Source organism: Pseudomonas sp. 11/12A (assembly GCF_000800055.1).
GTDB lineage: Bacteria > Pseudomonadota > Gammaproteobacteria > Pseudomonadales > Pseudomonadaceae > Aquipseudomonas > Aquipseudomonas mohnii.
In genome coordinates this window covers 5,243,140-5,261,227 of the sequence record NZ_JUGV01000001.1, presented here as the reverse complement: position 1 = coordinate 5,261,227, position 18,088 = coordinate 5,243,140, and the positions used below count along the sequence as shown (strand labels likewise).

Sequence of the window (18,088 nt, the reverse complement as noted above, 5' to 3'; positions counted from 1 at the left end):
GGAGGACGCCATGAGTGACGAACAGCAACTGCTTCCCACCCCGAGCAAAGAGGCTCGGCAGTGGGCGATGTTTTGTCACTTGTCCGCCTTGCTGGGGATCTGGATTCCGTTCGGTACGCTGATCGGGCCGTTGATTCTCTGGCAGATGAAGCGAGAGATGGACCCGTTTGTCGATGCGCAGGGAAAGGAAGCGCTGAATTTTCAGCTTACCGTTGCTATTGCATCCGCCATTTGCTTTCTGCTGATGGTAGTCATCATCGGGTTCTTCCTGTTTGGTCTGATCGCGATCGGTGCATTAGTGCTGACGATCATTGCTGGCGTGAAGGCCAATGAAGGGGTGCCTTATCGGTATCCGTTCACCTGGCGCCTGATCAAATAAGCAACCCGCCCCCTGCAGGCGCAAGTTGTTCTCCAGAAAAGTCGACTTTACTCGGTCGTCTTTCCCGATTTAAGTCAATGCACCAACTTCGGGGTCTTGGCTTTTCTAAATACAGCTGAATGTTTCAAGTTGTGTAACAGTTGCCATTACGGAATTCAGGCGCTGCAGACATTTTCTCACACACTTGTATGGATTCGTCTTACACGTTTAGTCACAACTGCAAGGCCTTAGCACGACCTGTCTGCTTGGCAATGGGGCTGCGTGGTTGATAAGGTTGCGCCAAGTAATATTCATCAAGAAATATTTCGATATATTCAAACCATTGACGGTACTTGAATCTCAATCAATCAGTGTTGATATATCAACCTGTTCAAGAGGCGAGTCCAGGTAAAAAGTTCGCCCCTGAATATATGTAAATGAATTATCACAATGCTTCAGCTCGATTTTTACGGAACACTCGTGGCTGCCTCCCTGGTGCTGTTACTGGGGCGCGGACTTGTCACGCGCGTTGGTTTTTTACGGACCTACAACATCCCTGAGCCTGTAGCAGGCGGTCTGCTGGTTGCTCTGGTTCTTCTGGCCTTGCGAAGCCTGGACATTGAAGTTCGATTTGATACCTCGCTGCAAACACCCTTGATGTTGGCGTTTTTTGCGACCATTGGCTTGAGTGCAGACTTCGCCAGCTTGAAGAAAGGCGGGCGCGTAGTGGGGGTTTTTCTACTGGCGGTCATCGGGCTTCTGGTGGTTCAGAATGCCATGGGCATCGGTCTCGCAACGGCGTTGGGGCTCGATCCGTTGATGGGCCTGTTGACAGGCTCCGTTACGCTGGCGGGTGGGCACGGTACAGGCGCTGCGTGGAGCGCGACGTTCAGTGAGAAGTATGGTCTGGCTTCTGCTTCCGAGCTTGCGATGGCTTCTGCAACGTTTGGCCTGGTGTTGGGCGGATTGATTGGTGGGCCGGTCGCTCGCCTGCTCATCAACCGTGTCCAGGTACCCGGTCTCGAGCAAGCGAAGCCAGGGATGCCAAAGGGCTTCGAGCAGCCGAACAAAGAGCGCTCGATCACGCCATTTTCGTTTATCGAGACGCTCGCCCTGATCGCGGTCAGCTTGCTGGTGGGTTCACTCCTGAACAGCCTGCTGAAAGACACGGCCTTCGAGCTGCCAACGTTCGTTTGTGTCTTGTTCGTGGGTGTGGTTTTACGCAACGGGCTTTCAGCGCTTGGCTTGTATCAGGTGTTTGAGCGTGAAGTTTCCGTGCTGGGTAATGTCAGCTTGTCGCTGTTTCTGGCGATTGCGCTGATGTCACTCAAGCTGTGGGACCTGGCCGCACTGGCTTTGCCCATTTTCATTATCCTGGCTGCGCAAACGCTGGTTATGGCGCTGTTTGCGATGTTCGTGACCTTCAGGGTCATGGGCGGCAATTACGATGCGGCAGTGCTGGCAGCAGGACACTGCGGGTTCGGGCTGGGCGCCACGCCAACGGCGATCGCTAACATGCAAGCGGTGACTCAGCGTTACGGTCCTTCGCAGATAGCATTTCTAGTGGTGCCGATGGTGGGAGCTTTCTTCATCGACATCATTAATGTGATCGTGATCAAGTCATACCTCGCGTTGCCGATCTTCGCCGCTGCCTGAAGAGCCGAACACCGCCGATGATCAAAAAAAATGCCCGTATCTTGCGATACGGGCATTTTTTCATTCGGTACAACGCTTAGATGGTCAGCGTCCAGTCGTAGTCCACGATCAGCGGCGCATGTTGCGAGAAGCGCGGTTGGCGCGGCAAGCGTGCACTGCGTACGAAGCGACGCAGGCCCGGGGTCAGCAGCTGATAGTCGAAACGCCAACCGAGGTTGAGCATTTCGGCTTGTTCGTTATCCGGCCACCAGCTGTACTGATCGCCTTCACGGCTGACTTCGCGCAGGGCATCGACATAGCCCATGTTGCCGACAATCTCGTCCATCCAGGCACGTTCAGGTGCCAGGAAGCCCGGGGATTGCTGGCTGTCGCGCCAGTTCTTGATATCCAGCTTCTGTTGCGCTACGTACAACGAGCCACAATAAATGTACTCGCGACGTTTGCGTCGCTGTTTATCGAGATAACGGGCGAAGTCGTCCATTAGCTTGAACTTTTGGTTCAAGTCTTCATCGCCGTTCTGCCCTGAAGGGAGCAGCAAGGTCGCGATGCTGACCTTGTCGAAATCGGCTTGCAGGTAGCGCCCGTAGCGGTCGGCCGTCTCGAAACCAAGACCGCTGATGACAGCCTTCGGTTGCAGCCGCGAATACAAAGCCACGCCACCTTGGGCGGGGACTTCGGCATCGCAGGCATAAAGGAAGTATCCATCCAGTTGGAAGGCTGGATCGTCCAGTTCAAAGGCGGAGGCGCGGGTGTCCTGCAGGCAGATGACGTCGGCATTCTGTGCTTGCAGCCAACTGAGCAAACCACGCTCGACTGCTGCCTGAATACCATTGACGTTCACACTGATGATCCGCATAAATGGCCCCAAAAATCGCGTGCGTGTATGATACACGGCGTCAAGCTAATTAGCTAAATCCGTGGTATTTGGGGTTTTTCCATGCAAGCGTATCAACGCGATTTCATTCGTTTTGCCATCGATCGCGGCGTTTTGCGCTTCGGTGAGTTCACCCTGAAGTCCGGGCGTACCAGTCCCTACTTCTTCAATGCGGGCCTGTTCAATACGGGTGCTGCCCTGGCGCAGCTGGGGCGTTTCTACGCCGCGGCCATCGCCGAGAGCGGTATTTCCTTCGACGTGCTGTTCGGTCCGGCCTACAAAGGCATCCCGTTGGCGGCGACCACCGCCGTGGCGTTGGCCGAGCACCACAACCGTGACCTGCCCTGGTGCTTCAACCGCAAGGAAGCCAAGGCCCACGGCGAAGGCGGCAGCCTGGTCGGCGCGCCATTGACCGGTAACGTACTGATCATTGACGACGTGATCACCGCTGGCACCGCCATCCGTGAAGTGATGCAGATCATCGCGTCTCAGGAAGGCGCCAAGGCCGCTGGCGTGTTGATTGCCCTGAACCGTCAGGAGCGTGGCAACGGCGAGCTGTCGGCGATTCAGGAAGTGGAGCGCGACTTCGGCATTCCGGTGATCAGCATCGTTTCGCTGAATCAGGTATTGGAATTCCTGGCCGACGATCCACAGCTCAAGCAGCACTTGCCGGCGGTAGAGGCTTACCGCGCCCAGTTCGGCGTTTAACTGCAATGCCCCTGTAGGAGCGAGCTTGCTCGCGATGCCCTTCAGGGCGCCGCTTTTCGCCAGACACCCCGCGTTATCGTTGACGTCTTTCGCGAGCAAGCTCGCTCCTACAGGGATTGTGGAATAAAAAAGACCCCGCTCAGCCAGGCTGAGCAGGGTCTTTTTATTTGCGCTATCGCTTAGTGACGCTTGCGATTGCTGATCAAGGTGCCCACACCGGTATCGGTGAAGATTTCCAGCAGGATCGCATTCGGCACGCGACCGTCGATGATCAGCGAGCTGCCGACGCCGCCCTGAACCGCTTCCAGTGCGCAACGGATCTTCGGCAACATGCCGCCGTAGATAGTGCCATCGGCGATCAGGTCGTCGACTTGCTGAGTGCTCAGGCCGGTCAGGACCTTACCCGACTTGTCCATCAGGCCGGCAATGTTGGTCAGCAGCATCAGTTTCTCGGCTTTCAGCGCTTCGGCGACTTTACCGGCCACCAGGTCAGCGTTGATGTTGTAAGACTCGCCGTTCTCACCGACGCCGATAGGCGCGATCACCGGAATGAAGTTGCCTTTGACCAGCAGGTTCAGTAGTTCGGTGTTGATCCCGACCACTTCGCCCACCTGGCCGATGTCGATGATTTCCGGTTGGGTCATCTCTGGCGTCTGGCGAGTGACGGTGAGCTTCTTCGCGCGGATCAGCCCGGCGTCTTTACCGGTCAGGCCGATGGCGCTGCCGCCATGGCGGTTGATCAGGTTGACGATGTCCTTGTTGACCTGGCCACCGAGAACCATTTCCACAACGTCCATGGTCGCAGCGTCGGTGACGCGCATGCCATCGACGAAATGGCTTTCGATCGACAGGCGCTTGAGCAAATCACCGATTTGCGGACCGCCGCCGTGAACGACCACCGGGTTGATGCCCACGGCTTTCATCAGCACGATGTCGCGGGCGAAGCCGGTTTTCAGCTCCTCGCTTTCCATCGCGTTGCCGCCGTATTTGATCACCAGCGTCTTGCCGACATAACGGCGAATGTAGGGCAGTGCTTCGGACAGGACCTTGGCGGTGTTGGCGGCGGCTTCGCGTTCGAGGGTCATTCAGGGCTCCGGTGCTTCAATAAATCAAAACGGTAGTTGGAGATCAGGTGCAACACGCTTCAGTTGGACTTTGAAGACGTCCTTGATGCGCTGCAATTCAGCCTCGTCATCGGCCTCGAAACGCAGCACCAGCACCGGTGTGGTGTTGGATGCGCGAACCAGGCCCCAGCCTTTGGCATAGTCGACTCGCACGCCGTCAATGGTGGTCAGGTCGGCGCCTGCGCCCCATTGCGCGTCGTGCAGTGCATCAATGATGCTGAATTTGCTCTCTTCGGTCACATGGATATTGATTTCCGGCGTAGAAATATCATTCGGGAAGGTCGCGAACAGCTCTTCGGCCGATGATTTTTCCTTGCTGAGGATCTCCAGTAGCCGTGCGGCGCTGTAAATGCCGTCGTCGAAACCGAACCAGCGCTCCTTGAAGAAGATGTGCCCGCTCATTTCGCCAGCCAGCAGGGCACCGGATTGTTTCATTTTCTTTTTGATCAGCGAGTGACCGGTCTTCCACATCAGCGGACGGCCGCCGTACTCCTTGATCAGCGGGATCAGGCGACGGGTGCATTTGACGTCGAAGATGATTTCCGCGTCCGGGTTGCGTGCCACTACGTCGCGGGCGAACAGCATCAGCAGGCGGTCCGGATAGACGATGCTGCCCGTGTTGGTCACGACGCCGACGCGATCGCCATCGCCGTCGAAGGCCAGGCCGATATCCGCGTTGGTTTCCTTGACCTTGGCGATCAGGTCAACGAGGTTTTCAGGTTTGCCCGGATCCGGGTGGTGGTTCGGGAAGTTGCCGTCGACTTCGCAGAACAACGGAATGACTTCGCAGTTCAACGCTTCGATCAATTGCGGAGCGATCACACCGGCCGCGCCATTGCCGCAGTCCACGACCACTTTCAGGCGACGGGCCAGTTTGACGTCCTGGACGATTTCGGTGGTGTAACGGTCGAGGATCTCGACTTTGGTGATGCTGCCCTTGCCGCTGCTCAGGTCGTTGTTTTTGAGGCGGTCGTGCAGGGCCTGGATCTGTTCGTTGGCCAAGGTATCGCCGGCGATGACAATCTTGAAACCGTTGTAGTTCGAAGGGTTGTGGCTGCCGGTAAGCATCACGCCGGATTTGCCGGCCAGGATATTGGCGGCGTAGTACAGCGCTGGCGTTGGCACCAGGCCGACATCGCTGACGTGGCAACCGCTTTCGGCCAGGCCTTGAATCAATTTTTCCACCAGCTCCGGGCCGGACAGGCGACCGTCACGGCCAACGGATACGTTGGGTTCGCCCTGCGCGAGGCTCTGTGCACCGATGGCGCGACCGAGCCAGTAGGCCGTTTCTGCGTTCAGAAATTCCGGGACGGTGCCGCGAATGTCATAGGCGCGGAAGATGCTGTCTGGGAACTTGGGGGCAATTTGGGCCGGGGTGCTCATCTGGGGAAACTCCATCTCGAATGTGGTTGGACCTGCCTGCGAGTGACTCGGCAGACTCAAACTGAAGGGTATGACGGCGTTTTCCACAGAGAGTTCGTGGTGCGAAAAGGCCATCTTGCCGAAGTCAGCGGCTAACGGGTTGGCCAATGCCTTGATTTTGGGCGGACAACCTTACTGTTGGGGCCGTTCGAAATCCGTGGCGAGAGCGCTTCCTCGCCACAGAGATCCTCTATCGGATCAATGGCTACCGGAATGACCGAAACCGCCAGTGCCGCGCTGGGTCTCGACGAACTCTTCGACCATCTCGAAATGTGCCTGCACCACCGGTACCAGCACCAGTTGCGCCAGACGCTCGCCCACCGCCATGGTGAAGTCGGTCTGGCCACGGTTCCAGCAAGAAACCATCAGCGGGCCCTGGTAATCAGAGTCGATCAGACCCACCAGGTTGCCCAGCACGATACCGTGCTTATGGCCCAGGCCGGAGCGCGGCAGGATCAGCGCGGCGAGGTTCGGATCGCCGATGTACACCGACAGGCCGGTAGGGATCAGCACGGTTTCACCCGGTTTGATCACGATGTCCTGTTCCAGCATGGCGCGCAGGTCGAGGCCGGCGGAGCCCGGTGTGGCGTATTGCGGCAACGGAAATTCGGTACCGATGCGGGGGTCGAGGATCTTGGCTTGCAAAGCGTGCATGTAAATTAAACCTGGTTCAGACGTTCGGCGATAAAAGTGATCAGCTGACGAGCAATCTTGCCCTTGCTGGTCTGGGCGAAAAGTGTGGCGTGAAGCTCGCGGTCGATCACACTGCAGGCGTTTTCTTCGCTGTTGAAGCCAATGCTCGGGTTGGCGACGTCGTTGGCGACGATCAAATCGAGGTTCTTGTCTTTCAACTTGCGGGCAGCGTAATCGAGCAGGTGTTCGGTTTCAGCGGCGAAACCGACACTGAACGGACGGTCGGGGCGTGTCGCGATGCTGGCCAGGATGTCCGGGTTGCGCACCATTTGCAGCAACAAGCCGTCGCCGTTCGTAGGATCTTTCTTAAGTTTTTGTGGCGCGACTACTTCCGGGCGGTAGTCCGCAACTGCGGCAGAGGCGATGAACAGGTCGCAGGGGATCGCAGCTTCGCAGGCGGCAAGCATGTCGCGGGCACTGACCACGTCGATGCGTGTGACACGGTCCGGGGTCGGCAAATGCACGGGGCCGGTGATCAGCGTCACCCGAGCGCCGGCTTCAACAGCTGCTTCAGCGAGGGCGAAACCCATTTTCCCGGAGCTGTGGTTGGTGATGTAGCGCACCGGGTCGATGTTTTCCTGGGTCGGGCCAGCGGTGATCAGCACGTGCTTGCCGGTCAGCGCCTGGCGCTGGAAGCAGTCGGCGGCGCACTGGGCCAGATCGGTGGCTTCGAGCATGCGGCCCAGGCCGACGTCGCCGCAGGCCTGGCTGCCAGAGGCTGGGCCAAAGACTTTCAGGTCGCGACTTTCGAGGGTTTGCAGGTTGGCCTGGGTCGCCGGATCGCGCCACATGGCCTGGTTCATCGCCGGGGCGACGGCGACGACCGCGTCGGTGGCCAGCACCAGCGTGGTCAGCAAGTCATCGGCAATGCCTTGGGCAAGACGAGCGATCAGGTCGGCGGTGGCCGGCGCGATCAACACCAGATCGGCCCATTTCGCCAGTTCGATGTGACCCATGGCGGCTTCGGCTGCCGGGTCCAGCAGATCCAGGTGAACCGGGTGCCCGGACAGGGCCTGCATGGTCAGCGGGGTGATGAACTCGGCGCCGCCACGGGTCATGACTACGCGCACTTCGGCGCCCTGGTCCATCAGGCGGCGAACCAGATCGGCGCTTTTATAGGCAGCGATACCGCCGCCGACGCCCAGAACGATGCGTTTCCGATACAGCCGCTGCATAGGTCTGCCTTTCAATTCGTTGGTGGCTGCTTGGCGATACCCCCTCCCCAGGGATGAATTCGCCAGCAAAAAAGATGGGCTACGATATCACAGCGACCGCTACGGAACAGCGGCGCCCACAGACAGGGAGGTGCTATGAGTATTCGCAATTGGCCGGCGGCGGAGCGGCCGCGGGAGAGATTACTGACACTGGGAGCCGCGAGTCTTTCAGACGCCGAGTTACTGGCGATATTTTTACGAACCGGCGTATCCGGCAAAAGCGCGGTGGATCTGGCGCGGCATCTGCTGGGCCAGTTTGGCAGTCTGCGCGCACTGCTCGAGGCCGATCAGGTCATGTTCAGCATGCATTTGGGGCTGGGCCCGGCAAAATTCGCTCAATTGCAGGCAGCCCAGGAAATGAGCCGGCGGCATTTGGCTGAACGGGCGCGCCAGAAACCGGCACTGGAAAACCCTCACGTGGTCCGTGAATACCTGAAATCGATGCTGCGTCACGAACCGCATGAAGTGTTCGGTTGCCTGTTTCTGGACTCAAAACATCAGGTACTGAGCTTCGAAACGCTGTTTCGCGGGTCCATCGACAATACGAGTGTGCATCCGCGGGAGGTGGTCAAGCGTGCGCTGGCTAACAATGCAGCAGCCTTGATCCTCTGCCACAACCACCCGTCAGGGAACTCCGACCCCAGTCAGGCTGATCGGGTGTTGACCAAGCGTTTGCAAAAGGCGCTGGAGTTGATCGATGTGCGGGTGCTGGATCATTTCATCATCGGCGACGGCGATCCGTTGTCCATGGCCGAGTATGGGTGGATGTGAGTAGTGCATCACGGCAGGAACGAACTTGCTCGCGATGAGCCCGTGAACGCCAGGGGGTATCAGGTTTCCCGCCTTATCGTTGACGATCATCGCGAGCAGGCTTGCTCCTACAGTTTGACCTTCGAATAGTCCTGACGCCCAAACGGGCTGACTGAATAACCCTCGACATTTTTGCGCGTCAGGGCGAAAGCCGTCGGATGAGCCAGCGGTAGCCATAGCGCCTGTTGCTGGATCTGCGCTTGCGCTTGTTCATAAAGCTTGGTGCGAACGCCTTGCTCGCCGGTGGTTTTGCCGGCACTGATCAGCTTGTCCAGATCCGCATTGCAATAACGTGCGAAGTTGGTGCCGGATTTGACTGCCGCGCAGGAAAACTGCGGCGTGAGGAAGTTGTCCGGGTCACCATTGTCGCCAGCCCATCCCATGAACAGCAGGTCATGCTCACCGGCCTTGGCGCGGCGGATCAGTTCGCCCCATTCGATCACGCGGATCTCGGCCTGAATGCCGATTTCCGCGAGGTCAGATTGCAGCAGCTGCGCGCCGAGGCTCGGGTTGGGGTTCAGCAGGCTGCCGGAAGGGCGGGTCCAGATGGTGGTCTGGAAGCCGTCCTTGAGCCCGGCCTTGGCCATCAAGGCCTTGGCTTTCTCGATGTCATGGGGGTAGCCCGGCAGGTTTTTCGCGTAGCTCCAGGTATTGGGTGGGTACGGGCCGTTGGCCGCTTCGGCGGTGTCCTCGAACACGGCTTTGATGTAGTTGGCCTTATCGAAGGCGAGGTTGATCGCCTGTCGCACTTCGGGCTTGTCCAGCGGTGGATGTTGGCTGTTGATGCCGACGAATGCGGTCATGAAGGCGTCAGTCTTTTCCACTTTCAGGGTCGGCTCTTTTAGCGCGGCCTGTACGTCCAGAGGTTTGGGCGACAGGGCGATCTGGCACTCGTTGCGGCGCAACTTCTGCAAGCGCACGTTCGCGTCCGGGGTGATGGCGAAGATCAGCGGGTCCACGGACGGTTTGCCGCCAAAGTAGTCCGGGTTGGCTTTGTAGCGAACCGAGGCATCCTTCTGGAAACGCGTGAAAACAAACGGGCCGGTGCCGATTGGCTGGCTGTTGAGCTTGTCCGTGGTGCCGGCCTTCAACAATTTGTCCGCGTATTCAGCCGAGTAGATCGAGGCGAAACCCATGCTCAGGGTCGCGAGGAAGGTCGAGTCCGGGTGGTCGAGGGTGAAGCGCACGGTCAGTGGGTCAAGGGCGTCGATTTTCTTGATCAGCGCTGGCAATTGCATCGATTGCGCATGGGGAAAACCGGTCTGGGCAACCTGGTGCCACGGGTTGGCGGGGTCAAGCATGCGGTCGAAGCTGAATTTGACGTCTTCGGCGGTCAACTCGCGCGTCGGGCTGAAATACTCGGTGCGATGGAATTTCACCTGCGGTCGCAGTTTGAAGACGTAGATCAGGCCATCGGGGCTGACTTCCCAGCTGTCCGCCAGGCTGGCGATCACTTTGCCGCTGGCGGTGTCGAAGTCCACCAGCCGATTCATCAGTACGTCGGCCGAGGCGTTGGTGGTGGTCAGCGAATTGTACTGCACCACGTCAAAGCCTTCCGGGCTGGCCTCGGTGCAGACGCTCAGGGCGGCGGCGAAGGCCTGTGGGCTCAGCAAAAACGGGGCGAGCAACAACGGTAGGGCAGCGAGGCGCATGGTCGGGTTCCTTTACAGATCGAAGGCCCATCTGCAAGTGCAGTCTGGAAAAGGCTTACCCTAGTGGGCTCGATTGCAAATGACTATCCCCTTTTTGATTTTGAGGAGACTATAGGCGACTGATTTTGCTGTGTGCCGGTTGGAAAAAACGCTGGGACGGCGTGTCGAGCGATTCTCTGCGACGAGCGGTCGAAGTCGACGATAGCCTTTATCCAAAGCGCCTGACGCTCGAAAAACAGGGTTTTTATCAACTCAATGTACAGCGAATGTTGTTGCTCTCTAGTCTTTCTGGTATAAAGCAGCGCTCTTTTCTAGGGGCCCGGTTCCTTCGTTTGTAGGTGTAGCCGGTAAGACCCTTAAAGAAACGCGGCGCCTGGCGCCAAATGACTGAGAGATTAAGCGGCCAACCCATGCCGGGTTGGGCATGTGGTTTTAGAGGGCTGAGGCATGTCTAGAGTCTGTCAAGTTACCGGTAAGGGTCCGGTGACTGGGAATAACATTTCCCACGCAAACAACAAAACCCGTCGTCGTTTCCTGCCGAACCTGCAGCATCACCGCTTCTGGGTTGAAGAAGAGAAACGTTTCGTGCGTCTGCGCGTATCTGCCAAAGGCATGCGTATCATCGACAAGCGTGGCATCACTGCCGTGCTGGCCGAAATCCGCAAAGCCGGCAAGATCTAAGGGAGCTAATCATGCGTGAATTGATTCGTTTGATTTCGAGCGCCGGTACTGGTCACTTCTACACTACCGACAAGAACAAGCGTACTACTCCGGACAAAATCGAGATCAAGAAATTTGATCCGGTTGTTCGCAAGCACGTGATCTACAAAGAAGGCAAAATCAAGTAATTGATTTTTCCCTCTTACGAAAAAGGCCCGTATCGCGAGATACGGGCCTTTTTTGTTGCTTGAGCTTTGTGATGTTTGTCAGGGCCTCATCGGCGTAGATTCGCCCGGAGCCAGCCCGCTTCCAGAGGTTTCGCAAACGACGCAGATCTCTATGGGAGCGTGGCTTGCCCGCGATGAGGGTGGTCCAGGCAATGAAAGTCTTCAGGCCTTCTGCTCAAACGCCACATAAATCTTGCGGCAAGGCTCCAGCACTTCCCAGGTGCCCCGGAAACCGGCCGGGATGACGAAGCGATCACCTGCGCGCACGGTTTTGCTGTTGCCATCGTTGTCGCGCAGGACGGAAACGCCCTGAACGATTTCGCAATATTCATGCTCGGTGAAGTTCACCAGCCACTGGCCGACTGCGCCTTCCCACACGCCGGCATTCAATTGGCCGCAAGGGCTGTTGTAGTGGTTGTAGACCACTTGCTCAGGATCACCCTTGAGCACCTTTGCCGGGTCTGGTCGATAGCGCTCGGGCTCGGTGGTGGCCTGGCCGAAGTCGACGATGTTCTGGATGCTCATTGTTGTATTCCTCCGTTATTGTTGGTATCGCCAAAGTCTATGTTTATTAAAATGAACATCGCAAGGTCGTTTACCGGCCTTGTGTCAAATATATTGAAACTTCCCCTGCCGCTGGTTTAGGGTGGCAGTTGCCTTGGGCCGAAAGCAGGCTGACCGGGCAGAATTCCTGACAGCGCCCGCGAAGAACGCGGGTGTCGTATTCAATAAGAGGAGGACACTCGTATGACCACCCTGACTCGTGCCGACTGGGAACAACGGGCTCGCGATCTGAAGATCGAAGGCCGCGCCTACATCAATGGCGAATACACCGATGCTGTCTCCGGCGAGACCTTCGAGTGCATCAGCCCGGTCGATGGCCGTCTGTTGGGCAAAGTCGCCAGCTGCGATGCCGCCGACGCCCAGCGCGCTGTTGAAAACGCCCGTGCCACCTTCAATTCCGGTGTCTGGTCGCGCCTGGCGCCGACCAAACGCAAAGCCACCATGATTCGTTTTGCCGGCCTGCTCAAACAGCACGCCGAAGAGCTGGCCCTGCTTGAAACCCTGGACATGGGCAAGCCGATCAGCGATTCCCTGTACATCGACGTTCCCGGCGCAGCGCAAGCCCTGAGCTGGAGCGGCGAAGCCATCGACAAGATCTACGACGAAGTCGCAGCTACCCCGCACGATCAACTGGGTCTGGTGACGCGCGAACCGGTCGGCGTTGTCAGCGCCATCGTGCCGTGGAACTTCCCATTGATGATGGCGTGCTGGAAGCTCGGCCCAGCGCTGTCCACCGGTAACTCGGTGATCCTCAAGCCATCGGAAAAATCGCCGCTGACCGCCATCCGCATCGCTGCTCTGGCAGTCGAAGCCGGGATTCCGAAAGGCGTGCTGAACGTCCTGCCGGGTTACGGTCATACCGTTGGCAAGGCCCTGGCCCTGCATAACGACGTCGACACCCTGGTGTTCACCGGTTCGACCAAGATCGCCAAGCAACTGCTGATCTACTCCGGCGAATCGAACATGAAGCGCGTCTGGCTCGAAGCCGGCGGCAAGAGCCCGAACATCGTGTTCGCCGACGCACCGAACCTGCAGGAGGCCGCTGAAGCTGCTGCGGGTGCTATCGCCTTCAACCAGGGCGAAGTCTGCACCGCCGGTTCGCGCCTGCTGGTGGAGCGTTCGATCAAGGACAAATTCCTGCCACTGGTGATCGAAGCCCTGAAAACCTGGAAGCCGGGCAACCCGCTGGATCCGGCGACCAACGTCGGCGCGCTGGTGGATACCCAGCAGATGAACACCGTGCTGTCCTACATCGAGTCCGGTCACACCGACGGCGCCAAACTGGTAGCCGGTGGTAAACGCATCCTCCAGGAAACCGGTGGCACCTACGTTGAACCGACGATTTTCGACGGCGTGAGCAACGCGATGAAAATTGCCCAGGAAGAAATCTTCGGGCCAGTGTTGTCGGTCATCACCTTCGACAGCGCCGAAGAAGCCGTCGCGATCGCCAACGACACCCCGTACGGTCTGGCCGCTGCAGTGTGGACTTCCGATATCTCCAAGGCGCACCTGACCGCCCGTGCACTGCGTGCCGGTAGCGTGTGGGTCAACCAGTACGATGGCGGCGACATGACTGCACCGTTCGGTGGCTTCAAGCAGTCCGGCAACGGTCGCGACAAGTCGCTGCACGCGTTCGACAAGTACACCGAGCTGAAGGCGACCTGGATCAAGTTGTAAGTCAGTAGGGGAGCCTGATCCAGGTCAGGCTTCCCAAACGACACAGATCCCTTGTGGGAGCGAGCCTGCTCGCGATAGCGGTGTGACAGTCGACGAACAAGTTGAATGTTGCTCCGTTAATCGCGAGCAAGCTCGCTCCCACAATGTTTTGTGCGGACCATAAAAATATCCACAGGAGCGTGGAACATGCGTTGGGCGACGTATTTCGCCGTGTTGGCGTCTGTCTTGAGTGTCGGCCTGGCCCTGGGTGTCAGCATGCCGCTGGTGTCGTTTCGCCTGGAAAGCTGGGGTTACGGCTCGTTCGCCATCGGTGTGATGGCGGCGATGCCGGCCATTGGCGTATTGGTCGGGGCGAAAATTTCCAGTCGTCTGGCGGCGCGCCTTGGTACGGCCAATTTGATGCGTCTATGCCTGTGGGCCGGAGCGGTTTCCATCGGCTTGCTGGCGCTGTTGCCGAGCTACCCGATCTGGCTGGCACTGCGGCTGATGATCGGGGTGATCCTGACGCTTGTATTCATCCTCGGTGAAAGCTGGATCAACCAACTGGTGGTCGAGCAATGGCGCGGGCGGTTGGTCGCGCTGTATGGCAGCAGTTATGCGCTGAGTCAGCTGGCCGGACCGGTGTTGCTGGGCTTTCTTGGCACCGAGCACGATTATGGTTTTTGGGTGGGTGTCAGCTTGCTGATGGCGGCACCGTTTCTATTGCTCGGTCGCAGCGGTGCGCCGAGCAGTGAGGCCGGTAGCGTGACCTTGAGAGATTTGCTTGAGTTCTGCAGGGGGCTGCCGGCGATTGCCTGGGCGGTGTCGCTGTTCGCTGCGTTCGAAGCGATGATCCTGACGCTGCTGCCGGTCTACTGCTTGCGCCAGGGGTTCACCACGGAAATCGCTCTGGCGATGGTCAGTACGGTGGTGGTGGGTGATGCCGTGCTGCAATTACCGATTGGCGCGTTGGCCGATCGCTTGTCGCGGCGCACCTTGTTTACCGGGTGCGCGGTGGTGCTGCTGGGGTCGAGTCTGGCCATTCCGTTGCTGATCGACACGCTGCTGATCTGGCCGTTGTGGGTGTTGTTTGGTGCCAGCGCGGGTGGGTTGTTCACCTTGTCGCTGATTCTGATCGGCGAACGTTATCGCGACGATGCGCTGGTCAGGGCCAATGCGCACATCGCGCAATTATGGGGCATCGGTTGCCTGATCGGGCCTTTGCTGGCCGGTGCCGGCAGCCAGTGGATCAGCGGGCACGCCTTGCCGTTGCTGATGGCGGCGGGGGCGTTGGGTGTGCTGATCGTGGTGTCGCGGCAAGGGGCATTTGGCTCGGTTGCCGAACCGGCCTGACACCTGTGGGAACGTGCTCCCACAGGGTCATAACATCCGTTCCAGGCCAACCGTATTACTGAACCAGGCATTGAAGTGCCGCCACCAACTGCCTGGCTCGCTGGTCAGGGTGTGCAGTTTGCCGTTGTCTTCGGTGACCCAGACGATCTGGCTTTTTTCCAGTTCCACTTTGTAGCTCAGGGGCGGTGCCATGCCTTGCAGCGCCAGTTCACGCGCGTGTGCCGCAAGCTCCGGGCTGTCCACCAGTACTCCGACTTCGGTGTTCCACAGCACCGAGCGCGGATCGAAATTGAACGAGCCGATGAAGGCTTTCTGCTGGTCGAAGATGATCGCCTTGCTATGCAGGCTGGAATCGGAGCCGCGATAGGATCGGCTGTTGAACAGGTTAGGGCCGCTGCCGCCGCCTTCGCCAGGCTGGCGGCGTAACTCGAACAGTTGCACGCCATGTTCCAGCAGCGCCTTGCGATACGGTGCATAACCGCCATGCACCGCCGGTACGTCCGTGGCCTCCAGGGAGTTGGTCAGCAGCCGCACTGAGACCCCGGCGTCGGCGCGCCCGGTCAGGTACACCAGCCCCGGCTGGCCCGGCACGAAATAGGCCGAGACCATGATCAACTCCTTGCTGACGCCATTGAGTTCGGGCGCCAATTGCGTGGTCAAGAGCAACTGAGGGTCTGGCTCGCCATCGGCCAGCACCTTGCTTGGCGCATCCCACAGCGCCTGGTTCCAGGCCCAGATCAGCTCTTTGCGCCAAATGTCCAGGCGCGGTTTGGTAGCGTACGTCATCAGGTGTTTGTAGAGCGCGTGGTTCTCTTTGCGTGTTTCCTCCAGGGATTCTTCGAGCCGGGTCCGGGTATTTTCCAGGTCCTTGGCGGTCGGTTTGCTGTATAGAAACCCATCGATCGGTTTGCTCAGGGCGCTGTTCCAGTACTGGTCGAAACTGTGTCCCAGCTGCTCGGCAACCGGGCCTGCGCCAAGCATGTCGATGTCGGTAAAGTTCAGGTTGGGCTCGGCATCGAAATACTCGTCCCCCAAATTGCGTCCACCAACGATGGCCATGCTGTTGTCGGCCAGCCACAGTTTGTTGTGCATGCGCCGGTGTTGCCGCGACAGGTTGAACAAGCGGCCCATGGCCCGCGTCACGCCGGTGCTGCGGCCCAGATTCAGCGGATTGAACACGCGAATCTGGATCTGCGGATGCGCCGCCATCGTGGCGATGATGAAGTCCAGGCCGTCGCTGGTGGTGTCGTCGATCAGGATGCGCACGCGCACGCCACGGTCAGCGGCCTTGAGCAGTTCATTCGCCAGCATTCGCGTACTGATGCCGTCGTGAATGATGTAGTACTGCAAATCGAGGCTGCGTTGCGCATTGCGGATCAGCTCGGCGCGCGCAGTGAAGGCCTCGGTACTGTCCGAGAGCAGGCGAAAACCGGACTGCCCTTGATGGGGCGTTGCCTGGGCCTGGACCGAGCGACCGAATGCCGAATCATTGGCTGGCAGCGCCTGGCTCGGTTCGCGCTGCGCGTCGAGACTGGCGCAGCCGCCGAGGAACGAGGCCAGTAACACAAGAGCAAGCAGAGGCTTTGTGACTCTCACGTGGGATCGTTCCGGTTGGCGGCGGGTATTGGCATATGGACGTTGGTATCCGCAGAAAGGTCAGTCGTTGAGCTCGCGGGTTTCGGCCAGCAACTGAATGGCCGCAGCGCCGACCTTGCGCACCGCGTCTTCGATCTGTGCTGTTGGTTTGGCAGCGTAGTTCATCCGCAGGCAATTGCGGTACTTGCCCGAGGCGGAAAAGATGCTGCCGACGGCAATCTGTACGCCCTGGTCGTGCAAGGCCCGATTCAGTTTCAGGGTGTCGAATCCTTCCGGCAATTCAACCCACAGCATGAAGCTGCCTTGTGGGCGACTGGCGCGCGTGCCCGCCGGGAAGTAGCGGGTGACCCAGTCGATCATGGCGTCGCGATTGCGCTGGTATTGCGTACGCATCCGCCGCAAATGGGGTTCGAAATGTCCACCTTTGAGGAATTCGGCAATGGCAATCTGTGGTTGTGGCGCGGTAGAGCCGGTGCTGATGTATTTCATGTGCAGCACCCGCTCCAGATAACGACCGGGCGCCACCCAGCCGATGCGCAGGCCGGGGGCCAGCGTTTTGGAAAATGAGCTGCACAGTAAGACACGGCCGTCCTCGTCGAAGGATTTGATCGTGCGAGGGCGCGGGTAGGTGTAGGAAAGTTCGCCATACACATCGTCCTCGATGATCGCCACGTCGAAACGCTGTGCGAGCGTCAAAAGCGCGCGTTTGCGCGACTCCGGCATGATGTAGCCCAGCGGGTTGTTGCAGTTGGGGGTCAACTGTATGGCCTTGATCGGCCATTGTTCCAATGCCAGTTCCAGCGCTTCCAGGCTGATGCCGGTAAGCGGGTCCGTGGGGATTTCCAGGGCTTTCATGCCCAGGCCCTTGAGGGTCTGCATGGCACCGTGAAAGCTCGGTGAGTCGACCGCCACGATGTCGCCCGGCTCGCAGATCGCCCGAATGCTGGTGGACAGCGCTTCATGGCATCCGGTGGTCACCACCAGGTCGCCGGGGCCCAGTTGGCAGCCGGAATCGAGCATCAGGCGTGCAATCTGTTCGCGCAGGCCGAGATTGCCGTGGATGTTGTCGTAATACAGGCCGGGCATGTCCTGCCGGCGGCTCAACTGCGCCAGGCCGCGCAATAGCGGTTTGAGGGTGGGCGTGGTGATGTCCGGCATGCCGCGACCCAGTTGCACCACATCCTTGCGCGGTACCGCGCGGATCAGCTCCAGCACCTGATCCCATTGCGAAATGTCCACAGGGCGTTGGGCCGGGCGACCGATCGCCGGCAGTTCCGGTAGCTCGCGACCGACTGGCACGAAGTACCCGGATTTGGGTTTTGGCGTGGCCAGCCCGCTGTCTTCCAGCATGCGATAGGCCTGCTGCACCGTGCTCAGGCTGACCCCATGTTCAACGCTCAGCGCCCGTACCGACGGCAGGCGGTCACCCGGGCGATAGAAGCCCTGTTCGATACGCGTGCCGAGTAATTCGGCGAGGTTCACATAAAGGGTCATGGCACTGCCTCGGTGCAGGGGATTCGG

General features: G+C 59.0%; 16 protein-coding genes and 1 pseudogene. 8 read left to right on the top strand and 9 right to left on the bottom strand.

Annotation, left to right across the window (positions count from 1 at the left end; all coding sequences use genetic code 11):
• Window positions 1-10 precede the first annotated feature (10 nt).
• Window positions 11-379, top strand: coding sequence for a DUF4870 domain-containing protein (locus GQ39_RS24260; RefSeq protein ID WP_047535107.1), 369 nt, complete (start codon window positions 11-13; stop codon window positions 377-379).
• 429 nt (window positions 380-808) lie between these two features.
• Window positions 809-2,014, top strand: coding sequence for a sodium/glutamate symporter (gene gltS, locus GQ39_RS24255; RefSeq protein ID WP_047535103.1), 1,206 nt, complete (start codon window positions 809-811; stop codon window positions 2,012-2,014).
• A 76-nt stretch (window positions 2,015-2,090) separates the two neighbouring features.
• Here the strand turns inward: gltS and GQ39_RS24250 are convergent, their stop codons facing one another.
• Complete coding sequence (locus GQ39_RS24250; RefSeq protein WP_003176915.1) at window positions 2,091-2,870, bottom strand: exodeoxyribonuclease III; 780 nt, start codon at window positions 2,868-2,870, stop codon at window positions 2,091-2,093.
• Between the two features lie 81 nt (window positions 2,871-2,951).
• On the opposite strand from GQ39_RS24250, the gene pyrE reads away from it, so the two are divergent.
• Window positions 2,952-3,596, top strand: coding sequence for an orotate phosphoribosyltransferase (gene pyrE / locus GQ39_RS24245; protein ID WP_047535097.1), 645 nt, complete (start codon window positions 2,952-2,954; stop codon window positions 3,594-3,596).
• Window positions 3,597-3,775: 179 nt separating this feature from the next.
• Here the strand turns inward: pyrE and argB are convergent, their stop codons facing one another.
• The 4 genes and pseudogenes from argB to coaBC form a co-directional block, all read right to left on the bottom strand.
• Window positions 3,776-4,681 (bottom strand): acetylglutamate kinase, encoded by a 906-nt coding sequence (gene argB, locus GQ39_RS24240; protein ID WP_047535093.1) that lies wholly within the window; start codon window positions 4,679-4,681, stop codon window positions 3,776-3,778.
• A gap of 24 nt (window positions 4,682-4,705) precedes the next feature.
• Window positions 4,706-6,109, bottom strand: a pseudogene (locus GQ39_RS24235) (phosphomannomutase/phosphoglucomutase); the annotation flags it as partial.
• 231 nt (window positions 6,110-6,340) lie between these two features.
• Window positions 6,341-6,796, bottom strand: a complete 456-nt coding sequence (gene dut, locus GQ39_RS24230) for a dUTP diphosphatase (protein ID WP_047535088.1) — start codon at window positions 6,794-6,796, stop codon at window positions 6,341-6,343.
• Between the two features lie 5 nt (window positions 6,797-6,801).
• Window positions 6,802-8,010 carry a bifunctional phosphopantothenoylcysteine decarboxylase/phosphopantothenate--cysteine ligase CoaBC gene (gene coaBC / locus GQ39_RS24225; RefSeq protein WP_047535086.1) on the bottom strand — a complete coding sequence of 403 codons (1,209 nt, stop codon included), beginning with the start codon at window positions 8,008-8,010 and terminating at the stop codon, window positions 6,802-6,804.
• A gap of 135 nt (window positions 8,011-8,145) precedes the next feature.
• On the opposite strand from coaBC, the gene radC reads away from it, so the two are divergent.
• Window positions 8,146-8,820, top strand: a complete 675-nt coding sequence (gene radC / locus GQ39_RS24220; RefSeq protein WP_047535082.1) for a RadC family protein — start codon at window positions 8,146-8,148, stop codon at window positions 8,818-8,820.
• A gap of 107 nt (window positions 8,821-8,927) precedes the next feature.
• Here the strand turns inward: radC and GQ39_RS24215 are convergent, their stop codons facing one another.
• Window positions 8,928-10,511, bottom strand: coding sequence for an ABC transporter substrate-binding protein (locus tag GQ39_RS24215; protein WP_047535079.1), 1,584 nt, complete (start codon window positions 10,509-10,511; stop codon window positions 8,928-8,930).
• A 447-nt stretch (window positions 10,512-10,958) separates the two neighbouring features.
• Between GQ39_RS24215 and rpmB the strand changes: the two genes are divergently transcribed.
• The gene (rpmB, locus tag GQ39_RS24210) at window positions 10,959-11,192 is read left to right on the top strand and encodes a 50S ribosomal protein L28 (RefSeq protein ID WP_034147715.1); all 234 of its coding nucleotides are present in this window, start codon (window positions 10,959-10,961) and stop codon (window positions 11,190-11,192) included.
• A gap of 11 nt (window positions 11,193-11,203) precedes the next feature.
• Window positions 11,204-11,359 carry a 50S ribosomal protein L33 gene (rpmG, locus tag GQ39_RS24205; protein ID WP_007894709.1) on the top strand — a complete coding sequence of 52 codons (156 nt, stop codon included), beginning with the start codon at window positions 11,204-11,206 and terminating at the stop codon, window positions 11,357-11,359.
• A gap of 201 nt (window positions 11,360-11,560) precedes the next feature.
• On the opposite strand, the gene GQ39_RS24200 is transcribed toward rpmG, so the two are convergent.
• Window positions 11,561-11,923 (bottom strand): cupin domain-containing protein, encoded by a 363-nt coding sequence (locus tag GQ39_RS24200; RefSeq protein WP_047535073.1) that lies wholly within the window; start codon window positions 11,921-11,923, stop codon window positions 11,561-11,563.
• 222 nt (window positions 11,924-12,145) lie between these two features.
• Here GQ39_RS24200 and GQ39_RS24195 point away from each other — a divergent pair, with 222 nt between their 5' ends.
• Both GQ39_RS24195 and GQ39_RS24190 read left to right on the top strand, forming a co-directional pair.
• Window positions 12,146-13,639: an aldehyde dehydrogenase gene (locus tag GQ39_RS24195; protein ID WP_047535070.1), complete on the top strand. Its 1,494-nt coding sequence runs from the start codon at window positions 12,146-12,148 to the stop codon at window positions 13,637-13,639.
• 186 nt (window positions 13,640-13,825) lie between these two features.
• The gene (locus GQ39_RS24190) at window positions 13,826-14,971 is read left to right on the top strand and encodes an MFS transporter (protein ID WP_047535068.1); all 1,146 of its coding nucleotides are present in this window, start codon (window positions 13,826-13,828) and stop codon (window positions 14,969-14,971) included.
• Between the two features lie 27 nt (window positions 14,972-14,998).
• Here GQ39_RS24190 and GQ39_RS24185 read toward each other — a convergent pair whose 3' ends face one another.
• Window positions 14,999-16,567 (bottom strand): phospholipase D family protein, encoded by a 1,569-nt coding sequence (locus tag GQ39_RS24185; protein ID WP_047535066.1) that lies wholly within the window; start codon window positions 16,565-16,567, stop codon window positions 14,999-15,001.
• Window positions 16,568-16,627: 60 nt separating this feature from the next.
• Window positions 16,628-18,061 carry an aminotransferase-like domain-containing protein gene (locus GQ39_RS24180; RefSeq protein WP_047535063.1) on the bottom strand — a complete coding sequence of 478 codons (1,434 nt, stop codon included), beginning with the start codon at window positions 18,059-18,061 and terminating at the stop codon, window positions 16,628-16,630.
• Window positions 18,062-18,088: the final 27 nt, after the last annotated feature.